18 protein-coding genes and 1 other annotated feature are annotated in these 21,804 nt (G+C 69.1%); of the genes, 8 read left to right on the top strand and 10 right to left on the bottom strand.

What is annotated here, in order from left to right; genetic code table 11:
- Nucleotides 1-2 precede the first annotated feature (2 nt).
- Both IFT82_RS16605 and IFT82_RS16600 read right to left on the bottom strand, forming a co-directional pair.
- Nucleotides 3-686 (bottom strand): SDR family NAD(P)-dependent oxidoreductase, encoded by a 684-nt coding sequence (locus IFT82_RS16605; RefSeq protein ID WP_192128895.1) that lies wholly within the window; start codon nt 684-686, stop codon nt 3-5.
- A complete protein-coding gene (locus IFT82_RS16600; RefSeq protein WP_192128893.1) occupies nt 683-1,423 on the bottom strand; it encodes a YaaA family protein in 741 nt (246 codons plus the stop codon). Before IFT82_RS16600 ends, IFT82_RS16605 begins: the two co-directional genes overlap by 4 nt.
- 162 nt (nt 1,424-1,585) lie before the next feature.
- Here IFT82_RS16600 and IFT82_RS16595 point away from each other — a divergent pair, with 162 nt between their 5' ends.
- Nucleotides 1,586-2,872 (top strand): hypothetical protein, encoded by a 1,287-nt coding sequence (locus IFT82_RS16595; protein WP_192128892.1) that lies wholly within the window; start codon nt 1,586-1,588, stop codon nt 2,870-2,872.
- Nucleotides 2,873-2,910: 38 nt separating this feature from the next.
- On the opposite strand, the gene IFT82_RS16590 is transcribed toward IFT82_RS16595, so the two are convergent.
- The gene (locus IFT82_RS16590) at nt 2,911-3,378 is read right to left on the bottom strand and encodes an Lrp/AsnC family transcriptional regulator (protein WP_192128890.1); all 468 of its coding nucleotides are present in this window, start codon (nt 3,376-3,378) and stop codon (nt 2,911-2,913) included.
- A 183-nt stretch (nt 3,379-3,561) separates the two neighbouring features.
- On the opposite strand from IFT82_RS16590, the gene IFT82_RS16585 reads away from it, so the two are divergent.
- The 5 genes from IFT82_RS16585 (at nt 3,562) to IFT82_RS16565 (ending at nt 11,894) form a co-directional block, all read left to right on the top strand.
- Nucleotides 3,562-5,241, top strand: a complete 1,680-nt coding sequence (locus tag IFT82_RS16585) for a sensor histidine kinase (protein ID WP_342355139.1) — start codon at nt 3,562-3,564, stop codon at nt 5,239-5,241.
- A gap of 56 nt (nt 5,242-5,297) precedes the next feature.
- Nucleotides 5,298-5,912: an RNA polymerase sigma factor gene (locus tag IFT82_RS16580; protein WP_244646868.1), complete on the top strand. Its 615-nt coding sequence runs from the start codon at nt 5,298-5,300 to the stop codon at nt 5,910-5,912.
- A 1-nt stretch (nt 5,913) separates the two neighbouring features.
- On the top strand, nt 5,914-6,843 hold the full coding sequence (locus IFT82_RS16575; RefSeq protein WP_207105818.1) for a FecR family protein: 930 nt from the start codon (nt 5,914-5,916) through the stop codon (nt 6,841-6,843).
- Nucleotides 6,844-6,937: 94 nt separating this feature from the next.
- A complete protein-coding gene (locus IFT82_RS16570) occupies nt 6,938-9,832 on the top strand; it encodes a TonB-dependent siderophore receptor (RefSeq protein WP_192128884.1) in 2,895 nt (964 codons plus the stop codon).
- Between the two features lie 55 nt (nt 9,833-9,887).
- On the top strand, nt 9,888-11,894 hold the full coding sequence (locus IFT82_RS16565) for a hypothetical protein (protein WP_192128882.1): 2,007 nt from the start codon (nt 9,888-9,890) through the stop codon (nt 11,892-11,894).
- A 23-nt stretch (nt 11,895-11,917) separates the two neighbouring features.
- On the opposite strand, the gene IFT82_RS16560 is transcribed toward IFT82_RS16565, so the two are convergent.
- Together IFT82_RS16560 and IFT82_RS16555 are read right to left on the bottom strand one after the other, a co-directional pair.
- Nucleotides 11,918-13,270, bottom strand: coding sequence for a glycoside hydrolase family 27 protein (locus IFT82_RS16560; RefSeq protein ID WP_192128880.1), 1,353 nt, complete (start codon nt 13,268-13,270; stop codon nt 11,918-11,920).
- Nucleotides 13,271-13,353: 83 nt separating this feature from the next.
- Nucleotides 13,354-15,831, bottom strand: a complete 2,478-nt coding sequence (locus IFT82_RS16555; protein WP_192128878.1) for a putative bifunctional diguanylate cyclase/phosphodiesterase — start codon at nt 15,829-15,831, stop codon at nt 13,354-13,356.
- 212 nt (nt 15,832-16,043) lie between these two features.
- Here IFT82_RS16555 and IFT82_RS16550 point away from each other — a divergent pair, with 212 nt between their 5' ends.
- Nucleotides 16,044-17,435 (top strand): ABC1 kinase family protein, encoded by a 1,392-nt coding sequence (locus IFT82_RS16550; protein WP_192128876.1) that lies wholly within the window; start codon nt 16,044-16,046, stop codon nt 17,433-17,435.
- Here IFT82_RS16550 and IFT82_RS16545 read toward each other — a convergent pair.
- The 3 genes from IFT82_RS16545 to IFT82_RS16535 are packed head-to-tail and all read right to left on the bottom strand — an operon-like array spanning nt 17,405 to nt 19,103.
- The gene (locus IFT82_RS16545; protein WP_192128874.1) at nt 17,405-17,722 is read right to left on the bottom strand and encodes a hypothetical protein; all 318 of its coding nucleotides are present in this window, start codon (nt 17,720-17,722) and stop codon (nt 17,405-17,407) included. The two genes, IFT82_RS16550 and IFT82_RS16545, sit on opposite strands and share 31 nt — an antisense overlap.
- A complete protein-coding gene (locus tag IFT82_RS16540) occupies nt 17,719-18,690 on the bottom strand; it encodes an SDR family oxidoreductase (RefSeq protein ID WP_192128872.1) in 972 nt (323 codons plus the stop codon). The genes IFT82_RS16545 and IFT82_RS16540 overlap by 4 nt, the downstream gene beginning before the upstream one ends.
- On the bottom strand, nt 18,687-19,103 hold the full coding sequence (locus tag IFT82_RS16535; RefSeq protein WP_192128871.1) for a cupin domain-containing protein: 417 nt from the start codon (nt 19,101-19,103) through the stop codon (nt 18,687-18,689). Before IFT82_RS16535 ends, IFT82_RS16540 begins: the two co-directional genes overlap by 4 nt.
- A 103-nt stretch (nt 19,104-19,206) precedes the next feature.
- Nucleotides 19,207-19,262, top strand: a sequence feature (sul1 is cis-regulatory element that is thought to sense ions involved in sulfur or methionine metabolism; They are found in Alphaproteobacteria).
- Nucleotides 19,263-19,338: 76 nt separating this feature from the next.
- Here IFT82_RS16535 and IFT82_RS16530 point away from each other — a divergent pair.
- On the top strand, nt 19,339-20,820 hold the full coding sequence (locus tag IFT82_RS16530; protein ID WP_192128869.1) for a SulP family inorganic anion transporter: 1,482 nt from the start codon (nt 19,339-19,341) through the stop codon (nt 20,818-20,820).
- Between the two features lie 6 nt (nt 20,821-20,826).
- Here the strand turns inward: IFT82_RS16530 and IFT82_RS16525 are convergent, their stop codons facing one another.
- Together IFT82_RS16525 and IFT82_RS16520 are read right to left on the bottom strand one after the other, a co-directional pair.
- Nucleotides 20,827-21,171 carry a hypothetical protein gene (locus tag IFT82_RS16525; protein ID WP_192128866.1) on the bottom strand — a complete coding sequence of 115 codons (345 nt, stop codon included), beginning with the start codon at nt 21,169-21,171 and terminating at the stop codon, nt 20,827-20,829.
- Between the two features lie 31 nt (nt 21,172-21,202).
- Nucleotides 21,203-21,343 (bottom strand): hypothetical protein, encoded by a 141-nt coding sequence (locus tag IFT82_RS16520; RefSeq protein ID WP_192128864.1) that lies wholly within the window; start codon nt 21,341-21,343, stop codon nt 21,203-21,205.
- Between the last annotated feature and the right edge of the window lie 461 nt (nt 21,344-21,804).

The following is a 21,804-nucleotide window of genomic DNA, read 5'->3' as shown; positions in this document are numbered from 1 at the left end:
CGTCAGGGCGTGATTTCCTTGCCTTCCCAATCGAACAGCCGGCCGCTGTCGGGCGCCTTCAGCCCCTCGATCACGTCGAGCAGCTGCACCGCGGCGCGATCGGCGGTGAACAGCTGGTCGGCGCGGACATTCGCCTGGAACGGCCGGGACAGGCCGGTATCGACGGTGCCGGGGTGAAGACCGACGACGATCGCCCGATCGTTGCGGCGGCGTTCCTCGATCGCGAGGGTGCGGATCAGCTGGTTCAGGGCGGCCTTCGCGGCACGATAGCCGTACCAGCCGCCCAGCTTGTTGTCGCCGATCGAGCCGACGCGCGCCGACAGCACCGCGAACACGCAGCGCCCGGTGCGCGGCATCAGCGGCAGGAAATGCTTGGCGACGAGCGCGGGGCCGATCGCGTTGATCGCATATTGGCGCATCAGCCAGTCGGCATCGAGCGCGGCCATGCTCTTTTCGGGACCACGCTCGCCCTCGTGCAGCAGCCCGGTGGTCAGCACGACCAGATCGGGCGCGGTGGTGAGGCCGGCAGCGGCGGCGGCGATGCTCGCCTCGTCGGTCAGGTCGAGATGGTCGCGCCCGGCAAAGGAGCGGGCGAGGCCGCGCACCGGCACGTCCTCCTCCGCCAGCGCCTGCACTAGCGCGGCACCGATGCCGCCCGACGCGCCGATGACGATCGCCGGCTTCATCGCGCGAAGGTCCAGCGTAGGTCGTCACTGTCGGCGGCCATGAAGGCATAGCCGTCACTGTTGAATGCCTTCATGTCCTCTATCTTCTCCACCCGGTGTTCGACCAGCCAGCGCGCCATCATGCCGCGTGCCTTCTTGGCATGGAAGCTGACGAAGCGGCCGCCATCGCGGAAATCGACCGCGACGGTGCGGACGCCGGCGGGCAGCCGCCCGCCGACCACCGCCCAATATTCGTTGCTGGCCAGGTTCAGGATCGTGCCCGATCCCTCCGCCGCCACGTCGCCGGCGAGCAGGTCGGCGATGCGGCCCTGCCACCAGTCGGTCAGGCGATCCTTACGCGGCGCCCAGCGCGTGCCCATCTCCAGCCGGTAGGGCCGCATCGCATCGAGCGGGCGGAGCAGGCCGTACAGGCCCGACAGCATCCGCAGATGGTCCTGCGCAAAGGCGATCGCCGGTGCCTCCAGCGTGGCGGCGTCCAGCCCGGTATAGACGTCGCCGGCGAACGCGAACATCGCGGGGCGGGCGGGGGCGTCGGCGAAATCGCGGAAGCGTTGCGCGTTGAGCGTCGCCAGCGCGGGCGATATCTTCATCAGTTCGCCCAGCTTCTTTGGCCCCAGCCGCGCGGCGGTCCTCGCCAGCGTCGCCGCGTCGTCCGCGAGGCGCGGCTCGGTGGGATCGAGCGGGGGCAGGGCGCTGTCATAATCCAGCGTCTTGGCGGGGGAGATCACGGCAATCATGGTCCGCGCCGGGTAGCGTGGGCGGCGGGGCGGTTCAATCGCGGTTCAGCGCGGCGGCGACATGGAACCATAACGCCCGGGCTCGCTTGATGGCGGCAGGCTGCGGCGGTAGATGCCACCCGACATGTCGATGCCACCGGGCAACAGGAGAATTCCACGACCATGAAGACGATTTCGAAGCTTGCCATCGCGCTGGCGCTGACCACCGGTGCGACCGGGGTCGTCCTGACCCCACCCGCCTTCGCCCAGAAGAAGAAGGACGAGAAGCCCGGCCCCAAGATGAGCCCGGAGGCGCTGAAGGCCGCGCAGACGGCGCAGACCGCGCTCGCCGCCAAGGACGCCGCCACCGCCGAACCGGCGATCGTGCAGCTGGAAACCGTCGCCAAGTCGGACGACGAGAAGTATTTCGCGGCGGCGATGCGGTACAATCTGGAGCAGATCAAGATCCAGGCCGCACGCACCGCCAACCCGAACGCGCCGGTCGACGAGACGGTGCTGGCCAAGCCGATCGAGGCATTGATGGCCAGCCCGAACACGCCCGTCGCCGAGAAGGGCAAGCTGGCCTATCAGCGCGGCCTGCTGGCCTATAACGGCAAGCAGTTCCCGGTCGCGGTCCAGTTCTTCGAGCAGGCCAAGCAGTTGGGCTATTCCGACCCCAACCTCGTCGTGCAGACCGCACAGGCGAAGGTCGGCGGCGGCGACGTGGCGGGTGGCCTGACCGACCTGCAGGCTGCGGTGCAGCAGATGAACGCGAGCGGCCAGAAGGCGCCCGAGGACATCTATCGCTATGGCATCGCGCGTTCCAACCAGGCGAAGCTGCCGACGACGATGACGTGGCTGCAATCCTATGTCTCCGCCTATCCCACGCCCAAGAACTGGCGCGACGTGGTGGTGACCTATGGCCTGTCGAGCAACTCGATGGCCAAGCTGGACGATGCGCAGAAGATCGACCTGTTCCGCCTGCTCCGCCAGAACAAGGCGCTGGCCGACCAGAACGATTATCTGGAATATGCCGACGACGTGCAGCGCCGCGGCCTGCCGGCCGAGGCACTGGCGGTCATCAAGGAAGGTCAGGCTGCCGGCAAGATCCCGGCATCCAACACGCTGGCCAAGACGATGGTGACCGAGGCCACGCGTCAGGTCGCCGCCGAGGGATCGCTGGCGCCGCTGAAGACGAAGGCCAACGCCGCGGCGACCGGCAAGCTCGCCGCCGGCACCGCCGACGCCTATCTGGGTCAGGACAACTACACCGAGGCGGCCGCGCTCTATCGCGTCGCGCTGCAAAAGGGCGGCGTCGACGCGGACGAGGTCAACACGCACCTTGGCATCGCGCTGGCGAAGTCGGGCGACAAGGCCGGCGCCAAGGCGGCGTTCGATGCCGTGAAGGGCACGCCGCGCGCCGGGATTGCCGGCCTGTGGAACGCCTATCTGGCGGCACCGACCGCATAAGAAGGCGACCCCTCCCCTGGCGACGGGGGAGGGGTTTTCTATTCGAGGCGGACCGGGATGCCGGATACCGCCTTGGCGGTCCGGATCGTCAGCGACGTCTTCACGCTGGCGACATTGGGTGCCGGCGTCAGGTGCGTCGTCAGGATTTCCTGAAAGCTCTTGAGGTCGGACGCCACGATCTTGAGGATGAAGTCGATCTCGCCGTTCAGCATGTGGCATTCGCGGATTTCGGGAATCGCGGCGACATGGTCCTCGAACGCGGCGAGATCGCGCTCGGCTTGGCTGCGCAGCGACACCATCGCGAAGACCGTGATCGGATAGCCGAGGCGCGCGGCGTCCAGATCGGCATGATAGCCGCGAATCGCCCCCGCTTCCTCCAGCGCCCGGACACGGCGCAGACAGGGTGGAGCGGTCAGCCCGACCCGTTCGGCCAGATCGACATTCGTCATCCGTCCGTCGTCCTGCAACAAGGACAGGATCTGCCGGTCGATTCGATCGATCGCCATCGTGTTCCATCTCCTGGAGATATGACCGTTCAGCCTAGGGGGTCGGCACATAAGATAATTGCCGGATAAGGCAATTGTCCCATAGAGTGACGATCGCAGAAAGCCGGTATCGAGCCCGTTCCGGGTCCATTAAGGCATCGTTGCGACCCCGTATCCCATGCGGGGCCGATGGGAGCTATTCGCGTGCGCTTCGACGACCGCCTCGATACGGTGCTGGCAGCCGGGCAGACGCCCGGGCTGGGCGCGCAGGCGACGTGGCGGCAGCTCGTCGACCTGATGGGGCGTGAACGCTTTGCCGACGAGGCGGCGCTGATCGGGCGGCTGCGCGATCTGCGCGGGCAGGTGCCGATGGCGGTGCGGATGTCGTCCGGGCGCGGGCTGGCGGGGGCATGGCCGTCCGCCCCGCTGGTCGGGTTATTCGGCGAGGACGAGCCTGCGGTGGCGGAACCCGTCCTGGGCGGGGTGCGACTGGCGGCGACCGGCTGGCTGGGGCTGTTGCCGCGACTGGGGCCGGCAAGCCGTGGGATATTGCGGCGGCGCAACGACCTGCCGGCGGTGGTGCGGCGGGGTCTCGATAGCCTGGGCAGCGTTGACCGGGCGATCGCCGCGCCGATCACGGCAACCGATCCGCCGGTGGCGGTCGATGCCGATGCCGATGACGGTGCGGCCTGCCCCCCACCCCAACCGGCCACGGCGGCACCATTCGGGGATGCCCCCCGATTCGCCGGCCCAGTCGGCATCACGTTTCCGATCGCCGACCTGATCGCCCGGATCGACGCCTATCGCCACGGCTGGAGCGAGCGGTTCCGCGATCCGCCGCCCGCCACCACCGGCGGGTTCCGGTTCGTGACCGATCCCGCGGGCACGATCCGGTGGGTCGACGGGGTCGGCCGTGCTGCGCTGGTGGGTGCGTCGCTGGCGATGCCGGGGCCGCAGGGGCTGGTGCGGATCGATGCCGGAGCGGCGGCGGCGCTTCGCCGTCGCGCCCGCTTCGCCGATATCCGGCTGGAGGTGGAGGGGCTGTCCAATGCGGCGGGATCGTGGCGGATCGGCGCCGTGCCGCGCTTCGATCCGGCGACGGGGCGCTTCATCGGCTATGCCGGCACCGGCCAGCGACCTGCCGCCCGCGAACCGGCGCCCGCCACCGGCACACGGGCGGCGATGTCGGATGGCCTGCGCCAGTTGGTCCACGAACTGCGTACCCCCGCCAATGCGGTGATGGGCTTTGCCGAACTGATCGAAACCCAGTTGCTGGGCCCCGTCTCCGATCCGTATCGCGAGCGGGCGCATGTGATCCGGGTGCAGGCCGCCAGCCTGCTCGCGGCGATCGACGATCTCGACGTGGCGGCACGGATCGAGGGCGGGGCGCTCGACCTGCGCCCGGCGGAGGTGCCGCTGGGCGCGCTGATCGGCCGGGCGGTGACCGACCTGACGCCGCTGGCACGGGCGCGGGGCGTGGAACTGGCCGCATCGGGCGACGCGGTGGCGGTGGTGGACGACCGCGCGGCGGACCGGCTGGTCAACCGGTTGCTCGCCGCCCTGATCGCGGCGGCCGAGGCGGGGGAGCGGATCGACGTGGCGGTCCACACCGCCGGTCGGCACGTGGTGGTGACCAGCACCCGGCCGCGCGCGATCGCCACCATGCCGGGCGAACCGCTGTTCACGCTGGACGGCGTAGCCGACGCGCTGGCAGATGACGGCGGCGAGGGCGCGCCATTGCTGGGCATCGGCTTCACGCTGCGGCTGGCGCGCAATCTGGCCGCGGAACTGGGCGGCGAACTGACGATCGACCAGGACCGGCTGACGCTGCGCCTGCCCGCTGCGACACGGCCGGTGGCGATGGACGCGATGGCCGACGGATAGGACGCCGGACGGAACCGCTGGCGCCATGCATCAAGGCATGGGAGACAGGGGATGCGATGGCGACGATGACCAGCCTGGTGGCGTGGGTGGCGCGGCATGTGTTGCCGGCCGAACCCGGTCTGCGACGGTGGCTTCGTCGTGCCTTTCCGGGATGCGATGTCGATGACGTGGTGCAGGAAACCTATTGCCGGATCGCGGGCATGACCGATTTCGACCGGATCGACGACCCGCGCCGGTACGTGTTCCAGACCGCGCGCAACGTCGTGCTGGCCGAATTGCGGCGCGCCCGCGTCGTGCGGATCGAGGCGGCGGGGTCCGCCGCCGATCTGGAGGGGGTGCTGGCGGCGGACGAACTGTCGCCCGACCGGATCGTGGGCGGTCGCTGGCTGCTCGCCCATGTCGACGTGCTGCTCGCCGGGTTGCCGGAACGGGCCCGCACCGCGATCCGGCTGCGCAAGCTGGACGGCCTGTCGCAGCGGCAGATCGCCGAGCGGCTGGGGGTGAGCGAGGCGGTGGTGGAGAACGATCTGTCGCGCGGGCTGCGGGCGTTGCTGGCCGGTCTCAGCGACGGCGAGCGCGACGAATTGCCGCTTCGTCCCGCCCGGACCCGACCCGCCGGCACCGGCAACGGCAGGGTCGATCCTGCCCGCCGTCCTGGCACCCCCCGCTGACATGGCGACGGATACAACCATGGATGCCGCCGCGATGTGGGCGGTGCGGCTGGAAGGGGCGCCGCGCGATGACGCCATGCAGGCGGCGCTCGACGCGTGGCTGGCGGAGGACCCGCGGCGACACGGTGCGCTGATCCGGGCACAGGCGGCATGGGCCGCGCTCGACGTGGTGGCGGTGCCGGCGGTGATCGCGGACGATGCGCCGGCCAGCCCGGCGCGGCGACGATGGCTGGCCGCCGCCGGGCTGGCCGCGATTGCCACGGCAGGCACCGCGTGGTGGCTGGACGGCGAGCGCGATCAGGCGGTGGCGACCGCGCATGGCGAACAGCGCCGGGCACGACTGGCCGACGGGTCGACGATGCTGCTCAACACCGACACCCGGTCGCGCATCGCCTACACCCCGGCGCACCGTCAGGTGATGCTCGACCGGGGCGAGGCGTGGTTCGATGTCGCCCACAACCGTCGGCGGCCGTTCGTGGTCGTGGCCGGGGCGATACGGGTCGAGGCGGTGGGCACCGCCTTTGCCGTCCGTCGTCGCGCCGGGCTGGCGGAGGTGCTGGTGACGGCGGGCCGCGTCCGGGTGTGGTCGACCGCCGATCCCGCCCGGTTCCTGTTCGTCGATGCCGGGCGACGGGCGTCCGTGCCGGAACAGGCGGGCGTCGGCCGCGCGGCGGTGACCGACGGTGGCGTGGCCGATGCGCTGGCCTGGCGGCGGGGCGAGATCGTGCTGGAGGGGATGACGCTGGGCGACGCCGCCGCCGAGTTCAACCGCTACAACACGCGCCAGCTGGCGGTGGAGGCACCGCTGGCCGAACGGCGTATCGTCGGCTGGTTCCGCACCGACGACGTGGAGGGCTTCGCCCGCTCCGCCGCGACGATGACGGGCGCCCGGATCGAGCGCGACGGGGATGCGATCCGCATCGTCGAATAAATCGGGCCGGATCGCGACGGAAAAACCATCGCCGCGTATCTCCTGATCGCAAGGCACGCCGAAGACGTGCCCGATCATTGGGGAGAACGAAATCATGCGCCTTCAAGCCTCGCTCGTCACGGCCTCCATCGTCGCGATGGTCACCGCCAGTCCCGCCGCCGCCTATGCCCAGTCTCGCAGCTTCGACGTGGCGGCGCAGCCGGCCGCCACCGGCATCGTCGCGTTCGCGCGCCAGGCCGGCATCCAGATCATCGCGCCGGAGGCGGCGACCCGGGGCCGGCGGACGGCGGACCTGCGGGGCACGATGCGGATCGCCGATGGCCTGCGCCGGCTGACCGCGATGGCGGGGCTGCGGGTCGTGTCGTTCGACGGGCGCACCGCCGTGCTCGCCGCCGGCTCCATGCCGGTCCGCCCCCTGTCGCTCGCGGTCAGGCCGCAGCAGGGGCAGGCGGCCGATCCTGCCGCGAACCCCGCCGCCCCGCAGACGGACAACGTCAACCAGCCGGGCGAGGCGCCGACCGAACAGGCCAACAACGAACTGGACGAGATCATCGTCACTGGCACCCGCGCCCGCGGCGCGACGGTGCTGACCTCCTCGTCCGCGATCACCGTCGCCACCCGCGAGGATCTCGATCGCAAGGCGCCGCGATCGACCGCGCAGGCGCTGGAACTGATCCCGGGCATCTATGTCGAGGGTTCGGGCGGCGAGGTGTCGAACAACTTCTCGGTCCGGGGTCTCGCCGGGGGCGGGCAGCAGTTCGTGCAGTTGCAGGAAGACGGCCTGCCGATCTTCTACATCAACGCGCTGTCGGACACGCTGCTGAAGCAAGAGGTGTCGATCGACCGGCTGGAGGCGGTGCGCTCCGGCTCGTCGGGCATCCTGACCGTCAACGGCGCGGGCGCGACGATCAACTTCATCACCCGCAAGCCCGATTTCGACAAGGCGGGCGGCACGTTCCAGCTGACCACCTCGTCCTTCGCCACCGCGCGGGTCGATGCGTTCATGACGCGGCCGATCGGCGAGAACACCGCGATCTCGCTGGGCGGTTTCTACCGCCGGGACGAGGGCATCCGCGATCCGGGCTATGACGCCAATCACGGCTTCATCTTCCGCGGCGCGGTGGCGCAGCGATGGAACACCGGCAAGCTGACGCTGTCGGCCAAGGTGGTGGACGACCACAACACCTTCTACGTGCCGATCCCGGTGACCGGTGTCGGCGATCCGCAGTCGATCCCCGGCCTGTCGGCGACGCACGGCCTGTTGCAGAGCCGCGATTTCTCGCTGATCCGCACCCGTACCTCGCCCACCACCGGGCGCTCGTTCGAGGACATCGATCTGGAGGACGGCGTGCACACCCGCGCGCAGGCCTATGGCTACGACCTGACGCAGGATTTCGGCGAGGAGGTGAATTTCTTCGCGCGGGGCCGGTACACGCGGTTCAAGACGAACTTCAATTCGATCTTCTCCTATGACAATTCGGCGCTGCAACTGGCGTCGGAACGGCTCAACACGGTCGGCGCCAACCCCAATGCGACCAGCGTGCTGGCGCTGCAGACCTTCGCGCCGCGCGGCGCCGGCTCGCTCGGGCTGCGCTACGTCGATACCGGCCAGATCGTCGCGGGCACCGCCGCGCTCAACGCGCTGAACGGCAACGGCCTGATCGCGGAGAGCGTGATCGGCGACAACAAGGCGCGGGTGAAGGAGTTCAACAGCGATACCGGCATCACCTGGCAGACGGCCGGCAACTCGCTGACGGTCGGCGGCCTGTTCACGCGGTCGAGCCGGTACAACGACGCGATCGGTGCCTCGACCTTCCTGACCGACGTGCAGGACCGGGCGCGGCGTGTCGACGTGGTCGCGCTCAACGCCGCGGGCGGGGTGGTCGGATCGCTGACCGAGAACGGCTTTCTCAACTACGGCACCTTCGGCGAGGGGCCGAGCCGGGCGAAGTTCACCTCGATCTCCGGCTATGCCACCGATCAGCTGACGCTGTGGGATGCGCTGCGCATCGACGGCGGCGTCCGGTTCGAGCATTTCGTGTTCAACCGGCGGGGCGGCGACACCGTGGGTCGGACCCCGGTCGCGGGGGCGGGCACCTTCGTCAACGGCACGATCGTGCAGGACAACGACACCATCATCGCCAACAACTATATCGCGCAGTTCGGCGGCAACAGCTTCGCCGGCACCTACACGTCGCAGCGGCGCGAGTTCAACAAGCTGGCCTATACGATCGGCGCCAACTACCTCATCACGCCGCGCCTTGCGGTCTATGGCCGCTATGCCACCGGCTTCCAGGCGCAGGAGCAGAACGCACCGACCGACCTGGAATTCGCCGAGGGCGGCGTCCGTTATTCGTCGGGATTCCTGCAGGCGTCGCTGACCGGCTTCTACACCAAGTTCAAGGATTTCATCTTCTCCCGCCAGAATGCCACCGGCGTGGAGGTGCAGGCGTTCTCGAACATCGACGTCTATGGCGGCGAGTTCGACGTGACGGTCAGGCCGGTATCATGGTTCCGCGTGCAGGCGTCGGGCGTGATCCAGGATTCGAACATCAACGTGAACCGCGTCGGCGCCGCGCTGAACGGCGTGTCGCAGACGCCGAGCGCCAGCGACGTCGCGCTCGTCAACACCTTCGACGGGAACCGGCCGGAACGCACCCCCTCGGTCAACGTCAACGTCACCCCGGCGATCGTGCTGCCGGGCGATCTGGGCGAAATCTACGGCAACTGGAAGCGGATCGGAAAGATCTATGCGGATATCTCCAACTCGCTGGAACTGCCCGGCTACAGCGTCTTTTCCGCCGGGGTGCTGTTGCGGGTCGCGCCGGGCGTGACGTTCAACGCCAGTGTCGAGAATATCGGCAACGCGATCGGCCTGACCGAGGGCAATCCGCGCGGCGGCTTCGTCGAGAATACGGGATCGAACTTCTACTTCGCCCGGCCGATCAACGGCACCAATGCGGTCGCATCGCTGCGGTTCGATTTCTGATCCGGGGCGGGGCGTGCCGGTCACGCCCCGCCTTCCTGTCATCATGGGAGCCTGCATGATCCGTCTTGCCGCCGCGTTCGTCCTGCTGGCCGGTGCGGGTGCCGCCGGTTCCGCGCAGCGGACCCTGCCACCGCTCGCCTTCCGCATCGACGAGGGGCGCAACATCAACGCCTTCGTGCGGCAGGGGCCGGTGGCGGCGCACCTGTTGCTGCGATCGGGTACCGATCCGCGCATCCTGATCGGCTTTCCGGCGGGGAACAGCGGCGTCGCCCTGTGGTTCGCGAAGACGGCGCAGCCGGTGGCGTGGACGCTCGACCGGCCGCCCGAACCGTGGCGGACGACCGATGCGAAGGGGCGGCGCCTGAACGGCATCACCGCCACGGTGAGCATCGACGCCCGGACGCTGACATTCGGGCAGGGGGTACTGTCGTCGATCCGCGTGCTTCGCGATTACGAATTGCTGCGAACCGCGCCGCCGGAGGTGTCGACCATGCCCATGTATGGCGATGCCGTGCTGACATGGGCGCGAGACCGGCTGGACGGTGCGGCCGGTTACCGGCTGTCGGTCGGCGCGGTGGGCGACACGGTGATGACCGAGCGGAGCGTTTCCGCCGGGCCGTCCGGCCGCATCCGCCTGACCATCAAGGCCGCCACGGGAGAGGTGCCGCTGACGCCGCTGGCCGAGGATGCCCTGCTGACCGGGGCGGCGGGGACGGATGCCCGCGCGCGCCACGCGCTGCAATTCCTGTCGTACCGGGAGAAATATCTCGCCGGATCGTGGCGGTTCGATACCTATTTCGGGCGCGATACGCTGATGTCGTTGCGGCTGCTGATGCCGGTGCTGCAACCGGCGGCGGTCGAGGACGGGCTGGGCGCGGTGCTCGTGCGGTTGGCCCCCGACGGGCAGGTCGCCCATGAGGAGGATATCGGCGAGTTCGCCGTCCTGCGCAACGCGAAGGAAGGCCGTGGCCGCGTCGCCACGCCGATCTACGATTACGCGATGGTCGACGACGATTTCATGTTCCCCGCCGTGGTCCGGGCGTGGCTGCTGGAGCGGGGACGCGGCCGTGCATCGGCATTCCTCGGCGGTCGCATCGGTGGCGCGCGGCGCGGTGACCTGCTGGCGCGCAACTTCGCCTGGGTGGTGGAGCGGACCGCCGCCTTCGCCACCGCGCCGGGCTACGAACGGCTGGTCGCGATCAAGGATGGCCGGCTTACCGGCCAGTGGCGCGACAGCGAGGAGGGGCTGGGCAGGGGCGTCTACGCCTATGACGTGAATGCCGTCTGGGTGCCCGCCGCGCTGGCGGCGATCGCCGATCTCGCACCGCTGATCGATCGATACGGGACCCCGGCGGAGCGGGCGGCGATCGCCCGCGCGGCGGCGCAGGCGCGGGTGTGGCGGGACCGCGCGCCCGGCCTGTTCGCGCTGACGCTGCCCAACGCGCGTGCGCGAACGGCTGTCGCCGATTATGCCCGGGCGGTTGGCGTACCAGACGCCCCGGCACTGGCGGCGCTCGGCGAGGCGCCGCTGTCGTTCAATGCGCTGTCGCTCGATGCGCGGGGGCGGGCGGTGCCGGTGATCCATTCCGACGATGGCTTCGCCCTGTTGTTCACCGACCCCGGTCCGGCCGCCCTCGACCGCTCGGTGGCGGCGATCGCGCGACCGTTTCCGGCGGGGCTGATGACGGATGTCGGCCTGCTGGTCGCCAATCCCGCCTACGCTCCCGCGGAAACAAGGGCGCGGTTCGGCGCCAACGCCTATCACGGCACGGTGGTCTGGTCATGGCAGCAGGCGATCCTAGCCGCGGGGCTGGACCGGCAACTGGCGCGGGGCGATCTGCCCGCCGCCACCCGCGCGGCGTTGCTGGCCCTGCGCAGCCGCCTGTGGCGGGCGATCGACGCGGCGGGAGAGGTCCGCACGTCGGAACTCTGGTCGTGGACCTATGCGGACGGCCGATACCGCGTCGCACCGTTCGGCGCATCCAGCGGCGATGCCGACGAATCCAATGCGGCCCAGCTCTGGAGCACCGTCTTCCTCGCCCTGCATCCTCCCGCCCGCTGAAGGGCGGGAGGCAAGGCGAAGGATCAGCTCAGCCGGAGCAGTTCGGCGCCGTGCGCGGGAATGGTGCGGACGACGCGGTCGGTGGCGGCACCGATCGCCTGCCCCGACCAAAGATCGCGTACCCGCACCGTGCCCGCCTTGCCCAGATCGCGCAGCGGGATGCCGACCGGCCGTGGCTTGTCCGTCGGATTGAACAGCGCGAGGTAGCGATCCTGACTGCCCTCCGGCCGGGCGGACCAGAGGCGGGCGCCGTCGTCGACGAAATGCGGCTGGTTGTCGGTGCTCGCCTGATTGACGGCAAGAACCTCGCGATTGGTCAGCAGCGCCAGGGTCGGCGCATCGAGATGGCGCAGATCGCCGCCCATGATGAGCGGCGATCGCGCGATCGACCACAATGTCATCAGCGTGCGCTGTTCGTCGGGGGTGAATTTCGTATCGCGCTTGCCCAGCGCCAGCCGGCCCAGCGGCAGCATGTCCGCATCCGGCCACGCCCCCGCCCGGCGCCACGGGTTCCAGTTCTCCAGCCGGGTGAACTGCGCCTCCAGCATCTCCCAATTGTCCCAGAAATCGTCGCTGATCCGCCACATCTGCGCATGGCGGCGGACATGCTCCCCCCGGATCACCGGTGTCTCGCCGGGCGACAGACTGAGCAACATCGGGCGGCCGCTGTTGGCGATGGCATGGTGGGCGCCCTCGATCTCGGGCGCGTGGGCGTCGTAGGGGCGGCTCATATCGTCCATCTTGACGAAGTCGACGCCCCAGCCGGCGTACAGCCGGAACACGCTGTCATAATAGGCCTGCGCGCCCGGTTTCGTCATGTCGACGCCGTACATGTCGGGGTTCCACGAACAGATGCTGCCCGTGTCGGCGATATCGGCGGCGCGGTAACGGGTGCCGAGGATCGGCAGGTTCCGCTTCACCGCCAGCCGGGGGATGCCGCGCATCAGATGGATGCCGAACTTCATCCCCATCCGGTGGACATCGGCGGCCAGCGTGGTGAAGCCGGACCCGTCGGCACTCGACGGAAAGCGGTTGGGGGCGGGGATCAGCCGGCCGTAACCGTCCATCGCCGGCACCGGATTGCCGTTATATTCGTAGCTCGATGCCTCGGGCTCGTACCACTGGATATCGACAGTGAAGATATCATAGCCGAACGGCAGCAGCTTTTCGCGCATGATCGCGGCGGTTTCGCGGGCCTGCGCTTCGGTGATGGTGGTCGCGAAGCTGTTCCAGCTGTTCCAGCCCATCGGCGGCCGCGGTGCGAGCAGCCCGCCCGTCGGCGCCGCCCCCGCCGTCGACGGCCGCACCATCGCGGCGGTCGCCCCGGCGATGCCCGATGCCAGCACCCGGCGGCGGCTCGGCTGCATCTCGTCCATTGTTCACTCTCCCGGCGGTGATCTTGTCGGACCAGATCGTACAGCGGCGTCGCCGATTGTCGATCCCGTGGGGCGACTTGCGCCTAGACGGGGTGCGGCGGGGCCGGGGGATGCCGGACCGCCTCGCCATCCGCGGTCGCCACGCCGTACAGGAAGCCCTGGCCGAGGGGGCATCCCATGTCGGCCAGCAACCGCGCCTGTGCCTCCGTTTCGATCCCCTCCGCCACGATCGTCTTGCCCATGCCATCGCCCAGCGCGACGATCGCGCGCACGATCGCGGTCGCGTTGCTACCCTCCTCGTCCAGCCCGGCGATGAACGAGCGGTCGATCTTGATTCGGTCGACCGGCATCCGGCGCAGATGAACGATCGAGGCGAGGCCGGTGCCGAAATCGTCGATCGCGATCACGACCCCCGCCTGATGCAGGGTCGTCAGCGTGGCGAGGATCGCATCGGCGGCCCGGTCGAGCATCGCCGCCTCCGTCACCTCGATGCACAGCCTGTCCGGCGCGATGTCACGGGTGTTGAGCCGGTCGAGGATATGGCGCGCGGTACCCGGATCGCCCAGCTGCGCGGCGGTGGCGTTGACGCAGACCATGGCGACGTCGCGCCGGCGCTGCATCCAGCCGAGCGCCATGTCGAGGACATGATCCTGTATCCGCAGACCGAGCCGATCCGCCACCAGCAGGTTCGCGAAGCGATCGGGCAGCATCAGGCCATGCTCGGGATGGTTCCAGCGCAGCAGCGCCTCGTACCCTTGGCAATCACCGTCCGGCAGGGTGACGATCGGCTGGAAATGCAGCACGAACTCGCCGCGAGCCAGCGCGTTTTCCGCGTCACGGGAAAAATCGGTCTGCAGATCGCGCAGGATGCGCAGCAGCGGATCGTAGCGTCGATGGCGGCCACGCCCCGTTTCCTTGGCGCCATAAAGCGCCATGTCGGCGTTCTGGTACAATGCGTCGATATCGGCGGCATCGCCGGGAAAGCTGGCGACGCCGATGCTGGCCGACAGCGTTCGCCGTCCACCCGCAAACTGCCATGGCCGTTCCTGCATCGCATCGATCCGGTCGAGCAGCCGCGCCTCCGCCATCGCATCGCCGGGCATGAGCACCGCGAATTCGTCGCCGCCGATCCGGGCGACATGAAAGCCATCGCCCGCGTCCAGCGAGCGAAGCGCGTCGCCGAGCGCGACGATCAGCGCATCGCCCCCCGCATGGCCCAGCCGGTCGTTGACCAGCTTCAAATGATCGATGTCGATCAGAAACAGCGAGAACGCGTCGCCCCGCTCGACCAGCCCCTGTGCCGTGCGCTGGTATGAGGCACGGTTGCCCAGTCCGGTCAGGAAATCGGTTTCGGCGGCGCGGCGCAGCGCCCCGGTTTCGGCCAGCTCGATCTCGCTTCGACGGGTGGCGTGATACAGTTCCCGTCGCAGGCGGCGGAACCGGCTCGCGATGATGAGTGAGAACACCAGCGCCTCGAACGCCAAGGCGCCGAAGGTGGCGCGGTCGATCGCATCGCTCTGTCCCATGACACCTAGATTGCGCAGCAACCGCGCCACGAACACGCCGACCACCGGCGCCCAGCCGATCAGGTACGGCCAAACCACCCGGCTGCCCCGCATCATCGCCGTGACCCAGCCGGCACCCAGGACGACGAACGACGTGGCGACCATGAAGGTCAACGCCCGGTCGAAGAGCATGACCGGCAACACCCCGTCCGCCGCTGCCGCCACGCCGGCCGCGGCACCGAGCATGGTCAGCCACCGTATCGCTGCCGCCAGCGCACGCGGTATCATCCCCGCCTCGATCACGGTCAGGAAGAACCTGCCGCCCGCCGCGACCATCAAGCCGATCAGCACATAGTCGATCCGGACCGCCAGGGGGCCGACCAGAGCGGGGTCGAGCAGCGCCGCCATGTTCGTCCACGTCATGCCATAGGTGAAGGCGACCATGACCCACAGCAGGTACCAGCGCTGGAACGCCGATCGCTGTCCCGCATGGATGACGACGTTGTAGATCAGCGCGGACAGCAGGATACCGGCGAACATCCCCATCAGGACGAGCCACGCGGTCGCATCGGCCATCTGCTGGGCCGGGGTCATCGCGCGCAGCTTGCGCATCAGCGACAGGTCGTCGATCCCGTCGAAGCCGAGATACAGGCCGCGGATCTCGTGTCCCGCCACCGGTATCTCGAAACGCAGGACGCCGCCCGGCGCCCCGTATCCGGCCAGTTCGCTGGCCGACAGCATCGTCCGTCTGGCGCCCGCATCCGTATCGACCAGCAGCGCGATCCGCGCGAAACGGGTCTGATCGACCAGCAGTCGCCAGCCCGGCGGCAGCGAGGACAGCCGCGCGGTATCCAGTTTCAGCCAGAGCCAGCCTTTCGCCGCCCGCGGTGCCGCATCGCCGCAGACATAATCGGCCCGGCGCACCGCGCGGAGGGTAGCATCCGATGCGGTCGGCGCGGTGCAGACGTCGTCACGCAGGGAAATTCCGTTCGCCCATGCCGGCGCGGCGACCATCAGGAAAACGATCGCCAGCAATTTCCATAGGCTATGCACCATCGGTCATCCCGCTAGACCCGGCTGTCCGTCTCCCTTTCAGGAATTCCGGCATGGTTGGCGAACCGGATCGGCGTGCATACCCAAGGCATTGCCCCTGACGATCCGCGCTGCTTACGGCGTCATGCTGCCCGGTGCAACCAGGATGGGTCAACCTTCATCCCGTACCATCATACCCGCCGGAACCGGCGCCGGTCGCCGGGCGCTGTGCCGTCATGCCCGATCATGACGACGACAATCTCCCGGCCCCGCGCGGCCGTGCCGTACCCAGTGGCCGGATTGCCCGGCTCGGCACCTTCGGCCGGCTAGCCGGCGGTGTGGCGGGCGGGATGCTCGCGGAGGGCGCGCGGCGGCTGGCCGCCGGTGAGCGCCCGACGATGGGCAACATGATGCTGACCCCGGCGAACGCGACGCGGATCGCCGACCGGCTGTCGCATCTGCGCGGCGCGGCGATGAAGCTGGGACAGATGATCTCGATGGACGCGGGGGATTTGTTGCCGCCCGAACTGTCCACCATCATGGCGCGGATGCGCAACCAGGCCTATCGGATGCCGCCCCAGCAGCTCGACGGCGTGCTGAAGGCGGAATGGGGCCGCGACTGGCGACGCCGGTTCAGGCATTTCGAGGCGTCGCCGATCGCCGCCGCCTCGATCGGGCAGGTTCACCGCGCGACCCTGCCCGACGGGCGTCTCTTGGCGATCAAGGTGCAGTATCCGGGGGTGCGCGAGAGCATCGACGCCGATGTCGACAACGTCGCGACCCTGCTGCGCGTATCGAACCTGCTGCCCGCGACGGTGGATATCGCGCCGCTGCTGGCGGAGGCGAAACGCCAGCTGGCCGAGGAAGCCGATTACCGGCGCGAGGGCGAACAGATGCGCGCCTATGGCGAACGGCTTGGCGACGATCCGCGCTATCTGGTGCCGACGCTCGATCCCGCGCTGACCACCGATCGCGTCCTGGCGATGAGCTTCGTGGAAGGGCGGCCGGTGGAAACGCTGGCGGACGAACCGCAGGACGTCCGCGACCGCGCCATGACCGCGCTGGTCGATCTGGTGCTGCGCGAACTGTTCGCGTTCGGCATGATGCAGACCGACCCGAACTTCGCCAATTACCGCTGGCAACCGGATACCGGCCGGCTCGTGCTGCTCGATTTCGGGGCGACCCGCAGCGTACCGGCGGCGACCGCGGCGTCGTATCGCGGGCTGATCGAGGCGGGGCTGGTGCATGATCGCGATCGTATCCGCGATCTGGCGGTGGCGAACGGCTTTCTCGGCGAGCAGGCGGCGCTGGCGCATCGGCCGGCGGTCGACCGGATCATCGCCGCCGTCGACGATGCGATGGCGCGACCCGGCCCGTTCGATTTCGGGGACCGTGCCTTCGTGCCGGTGGTACGCGAAGAGGCGCGCGCGTTGGTCGCCGACCGCACGACTTGGCATGTCCCGCACGTCGAGACGTTGTTCGTGCAGCGCAAGGTAAGCGGCACCGCGTTGCTGGCCGCGCGGCTGAAGGCGCGGGTCGATGTGCGTGGCCTCGCCGCCGCGGCGATCGGTACGACGGTACCCGATCAGTCGCCCGATCAACCGATGGCGGCGAACCAGTCCGCATAGACGGTATTGCGCGCCATCCGGCGGTTGAGGTCGGGGTCGCCGTCGTGCCACCATACCGGGCCACGCTCTCCCAGCGCGACCTTCGCGTCGTCGACGGCGGCACGTGCCGCCGCCAGCGCCGCGTCGTCTTTCGTCCGCAACGCCCGGGCGACGGCACGGCGGGCGTCCATCAGGCGGTCGACCAGTCGCTGCCGCTCGTCATCGGGCAGCGCCGGATCGGCCCGCCGCCACAGCCGGCCACGCACGACGATGTAGCGGCCGTCGGGCGTGACCGGGGGTGGGTTCACCGCCGCTGCCGCCACCACCACGCACCGATGCCGGCGATGCCGGCCGCGGTGATGGCACCGGCCGCCACCGTCGCCTTGCGGCGGTGTTCCGGGTGACGCCGGCCGCCATCCGGGCCACTCGCCGTTCCGGGGGCGGCGAACAACGTGCCCGGCGTGTCCTCGCCCGGCTCCGCCCGGTCTGACCATATGTCCATGAAGCCGTTCATCATCGCCGCGCCCAGATTGGGGGCGGCGAACTGGCCGACCTTCAGCGCGATCGCCGGCGCGCCGACGACGGTCGTGTTGCGCGGATGCCGCGCGAGCCGCACCACCGCCTTCGCCACCGTTTCGGGCGCCAGCGAGCCGGGTGGCAGCGACAGCTTCGCGCCCGTGTAGTTGCCGGCATGATCGATCCCCGGCGTGTCGACGAAGGTGGGATAGACGTCGCAGACATGGATATGCGGCCGCTTCGACACCTCGCCGCGCAATGCCTCACTGAACCCGCGCAGGCCGAACTTGCTGGCGGCATAGGCGGCGGCATAAGGTGTGGCGAAGAAGCCGCCGACCGAGATCATATTGACCCACGTCCCGCGATCCTGCGCGAGGAAGATCGGCAACACGGCATGGGCATCGTTCATGTGGCTGAGCAGATTGGTGTCGATCACGCGGGCATGGTCGGCGATCGGCACCTCGTGATACCGGCCGACCACGCCGACGCCGACGCAGCTGAACCACAGGTCGATTTCGCCCAGCAGGTCGCGCGCCGATGCCGCGAACGATGCGACCGCCGCCGCGTCGGTCGTGTCGACGACCTGGATATCGGCGATGCCGCCGACCTCGCGGCAGCGCCGGGCGATGTCCTGCAACCCGGCCTCGCCGCGCGCGCCCAGCACCAGACGGGCGCCGGTCCGGGCGAAGGCGATCGCCGTCGCGGCCCCGATCCCGCTCGATGCGCCGGTAATGACGACGCGGGTGGCGTGACTGCTCATCGCCCGATCGCCTCCTTCACCGCGTCCGCCGCCTTGGCCAGCAGGCCCTTTTCCGCTTCCTCCGCTTCCGCCTTGGTCCGGAAGGCGGCGCCTTCGGGTTCTGCCGGCGGGGCATAGACGGAGAACAGCTTCAGATCGCCGCTGCCCTTGTTGATGATGTTGTGCTGCGAGCCCTTGGGCACGACGACGAGGTGGTTGGGGCTGGCCTTGGTCGAATGGCCGTCGATCACCACCTGCGCATCGCCCGCGACGATGAAGGTGGTCTGGTCGGCGGGATGCGTCTCCATCCCGATCTCCTCGCCGGTCGGGATGCTCATCAGCACGATTTGGACCTTGCTGTCGCGATAAACTTCCTTCTGCCAAAGCTCGTTGCGGCTCGCCAGGTCGACCATGTCCTTGTTGAAGATCGTCATGATATCGGTCCCTTGATGGTTCGTCTGGTGGACGAATGAGGCGAGGGGGTGTTCCCCGCCGAACTTGCATCGCGACGCGTTCGGCGGTAGCGGGCGGCATTCGCATGGACCCGGTGCAATTCCGGGTGGCTATTCCGGCCGCCGATCCGCCGGACAACGCAGACCGCATCCCTGACACCGTCCGCCCGATCGCCGGGTGGGCGCCGCATCGATGCGATGATTGCGGACGATCGACATGACCCTATCATCCTTTTCCCGTTACCGTGCCGAATGGTACAGCGGCCCCGCCGCCGCGCGGCGCGACGTGCTGGCCGGCATGGTCGGCACCTTCGCCCTGATTCCCGAGGTGATCGCCTTCGCCTTCGTGGCGGGCATCGATCCCGAAGTGGGGCTGTTCGCCTCGTTCGTGATCGGCATCGTGATCGCCTTTGCCGGGGGGCGCCCGGCGATGATCTCCGGCGCGGCAGGCTCGGTGGCGCTGGTGGCCGCCGCGCTCGTGCAGGCGCACGGGCTTTCCTATCTGCTGGCGGCGACGGTGCTGGCCGGCATCTTCCAGATCGCTTTCGGGCTGGCGCGGCTCGACATGCTGATGCGCTTCGTGTCGCGGTCGGTGCGTACCGGCTTCGTCAACGCGCTGGCGATCCTCATCTTTTCGGCGCAGGTGCCGCAGATGCTGGGGGTGACGTGGCATACCCATGCGATGATCGCGCTGGGCCTGGCGATCATCTATCTGCTGCCACGGCTGACGACCGCGATCCCGTCGCCCCTGATCTGCATCGTCGCGCTGACCGCGATCGCCGCATGGGTGCCGATGCCGCTGCGGACGGTGGCCGATCTGGGACGGTTGCCGGATGCTCTGCCCGGCTTCGCGCTGCCCGCCATCCCGTTCGACTGGGCGACGCTGGCGATCGTCGCCCCCTATGCGCTGGCGATGGCGGCGGTGGGGTTGCTGGAATCGATGATGACCGCGCGGGTGGTCGACGACCTGACCGAAACCACCAGTCCCAAGGCGCGCGAGTGTACCGGGCTGGGTCTGGCCAATGTCGCGGCGGGCCTGTTCGGCGGCATCGCCGGGTGCGGGATGATCGGGCAGACGGTCGGCAATGTCCGCTATGGCGGGCGGGGCCGGCTGTCGACGCTGGTGGCGGGCGTCTTCCTGTTGATCGTGATGGTGCCGCTGCGGCCATGGGTCGCGCAGGTGCCGGTAGCGGCGCTGGTGGCGATCATGGTGATGGTGTCGATCAGCACCTTCTCCTGGGGGTCGTTGCGCGATCTGCGCCGGCATCCGCGGGTATCCGGTATCGTCATGCTCGCCACCGTGGTGGTGACGGTGGCGACGCACGACCTGTCGATGGGCGTCGCGGTCGGGGTGTTGCTGAGCGGCGTGTTCTTCGCGTTCAAGGTCAGCCGGCTGATGGCCGTCCGGGTCGAGCATGACGTGGACAGCGATACCCGGACCTACATCGTGTCGGGACAGGTGTTCTTCGCCAGTGCCGAGATGTTCGCTGATCGGTTCGACCTTCGCGACGATGCCCGTCACGTGCGGATCGACCTGACCGCCGCGCATCTGTGGGATGTCACGGCGGTCGGCGCGCTGGAAGAGGTCGTGGCGGCGATGCGGCGGCACGGCATCGCCGTGGAGGTGGTCGGCCTGAACCAGGCGAGCGCGGTTCTGGTGGATCGTCACGCACCCCTGATGCGTGACGCCACCGCCTGATCGCGGTCAGCCGCCGGCGGGACTTTCGTCGTCGAAATTCTCGCCGGGGTTGCCGCCACCGGCACCGCTACCGCTGCCATGGACCTCGCCGGTGGCGGGGTCGATCCAGCCACGCCGACCATTCTCAGGTGGAATGTTGCGCTCCTCCGGATCGGCCGCCGGTGGCGTCACCGTGGCCGGGTCGCCGGTCAGCGGATGGCCGCTCGGTCGCACGGCACCTTCCGCCGCTTCGCGATCACGTTGGTAACCCTGTCCGCTGTAGCCGGTATCCCGGTCGAAGGCGTTGGCCGGCTGCGGCCGGGCACCGTCATCCCGGGGGTCGTCCGGGCGGGACGAAGTCGGTTCGGTCATGTCGGTATCCTCTGCTGCCGTGCCGCGATCATCAGCGCTTCTTCTTGCCCGATCCCTTCGGCTTCCGCTTGCGGACGGGTGGCGTCGGGGACTGTCGGCTGGCGGCCACGATACCGGCCACCAATGCGGCGATCGCCCCAATGCCCAAGGCGGCGGCGATGCCGGTCCGCATCCGACGTTCGGACGATGCGCGGTCGACCGTCGGCGACGGAGCGACGGGCGAGTCATGATGCTCGTGCGGCGGTTCGACCCGCGGATAAGGGGATTGATTGGCAGGCGGAACGGGCGGGGAATGAGACATCGGCTTCTCCGGAATGACCGACATCAACGCATCGACACGCCGAGGTGTCCCGCAACAGTCGGGCCAGCCCATGCAACAGGGGCGATACCTGCCCGGATCGATATGGAAGCCCGCGACCGGGGGGGCAGGGGCATATCGATCGTACGGCCATCAGCAGGCGAAACGATCCACTCGACGATCGATGGTCGGGGAGACAGGATGGTCGATAGAAGGGGACCGCTAGTCAGCTGGAACTGAAGTAGGCTGCATTGTATTCTCTCTTGCGCAGGCGGGAGGCGTGGATGGTTGGTCGTCAGGCGGACGTGCTGGTATTGAGTGCCACTGATCGCGTG

Source organism: Sphingomonas sp. CFBP 8760, assembly GCF_014841615.1.
Classification (GTDB): domain Bacteria; phylum Pseudomonadota; class Alphaproteobacteria; order Sphingomonadales; family Sphingomonadaceae; genus Sphingomonas.
Note: the sequence above shows the minus strand (reverse complement) of the source record. Positions and strands in the feature narration are given on the sequence as shown.

What these genes read in the sequence shown, in the direction of transcription:
- IFT82_RS16605 (WP_192128895.1), bottom strand. Translation starts at nt 686, where the DNA reads ATGAAGCCGGCGATCGTCATCGGCGCGTCGGGCGGCATCGGTGCCGCG.
- IFT82_RS16600 (WP_192128893.1), bottom strand. Translation starts at nt 1,423, where the DNA reads ATGATTGCCGTGATCTCCCCCGCCAAGACGCTGGATTATGACAGCGCC.
- IFT82_RS16595 (WP_192128892.1), top strand. Translation starts at nt 1,586, where the DNA reads ATGAAGACGATTTCGAAGCTTGCCATCGCGCTGGCGCTGACCACCGGT.
- IFT82_RS16590 (WP_192128890.1), bottom strand. Translation starts at nt 3,378, where the DNA reads ATGGCGATCGATCGAATCGACCGGCAGATCCTGTCCTTGTTGCAGGAC.
- IFT82_RS16580 (WP_244646868.1), top strand. Translation starts at nt 5,298, where the DNA reads ATGGCGACGATGACCAGCCTGGTGGCGTGGGTGGCGCGGCATGTGTTG.
- IFT82_RS16575 (WP_207105818.1), top strand. Translation starts at nt 5,914, where the DNA reads ATGGCGACGGATACAACCATGGATGCCGCCGCGATGTGGGCGGTGCGG.
- IFT82_RS16570 (WP_192128884.1), top strand. Translation starts at nt 6,938, where the DNA reads ATGCGCCTTCAAGCCTCGCTCGTCACGGCCTCCATCGTCGCGATGGTC.
- IFT82_RS16565 (WP_192128882.1), top strand. Translation starts at nt 9,888, where the DNA reads ATGATCCGTCTTGCCGCCGCGTTCGTCCTGCTGGCCGGTGCGGGTGCC.
- IFT82_RS16560 (WP_192128880.1), bottom strand. Translation starts at nt 13,270, where the DNA reads ATGGACGAGATGCAGCCGAGCCGCCGCCGGGTGCTGGCATCGGGCATC.
- IFT82_RS16555 (WP_192128878.1), bottom strand. Translation starts at nt 15,831, where the DNA reads ATGGTGCATAGCCTATGGAAATTGCTGGCGATCGTTTTCCTGATGGTC.
- IFT82_RS16550 (WP_192128876.1), top strand. Translation starts at nt 16,044, where the DNA reads ATGCCCGATCATGACGACGACAATCTCCCGGCCCCGCGCGGCCGTGCC.
- IFT82_RS16540 (WP_192128872.1), bottom strand. Translation starts at nt 18,690, where the DNA reads ATGAGCAGTCACGCCACCCGCGTCGTCATTACCGGCGCATCGAGCGGG.
- IFT82_RS16535 (WP_192128871.1), bottom strand. Translation starts at nt 19,103, where the DNA reads ATGACGATCTTCAACAAGGACATGGTCGACCTGGCGAGCCGCAACGAG.
- IFT82_RS16530 (WP_192128869.1), top strand. Translation starts at nt 19,339, where the DNA reads ATGACCCTATCATCCTTTTCCCGTTACCGTGCCGAATGGTACAGCGGC.
- IFT82_RS16525 (WP_192128866.1), bottom strand. Translation starts at nt 21,171, where the DNA reads ATGACCGAACCGACTTCGTCCCGCCCGGACGACCCCCGGGATGACGGT.
- IFT82_RS16520 (WP_192128864.1), bottom strand. Translation starts at nt 21,343, where the DNA reads ATGCGGACCGGCATCGCCGCCGCCTTGGGCATTGGGGCGATCGCCGCA.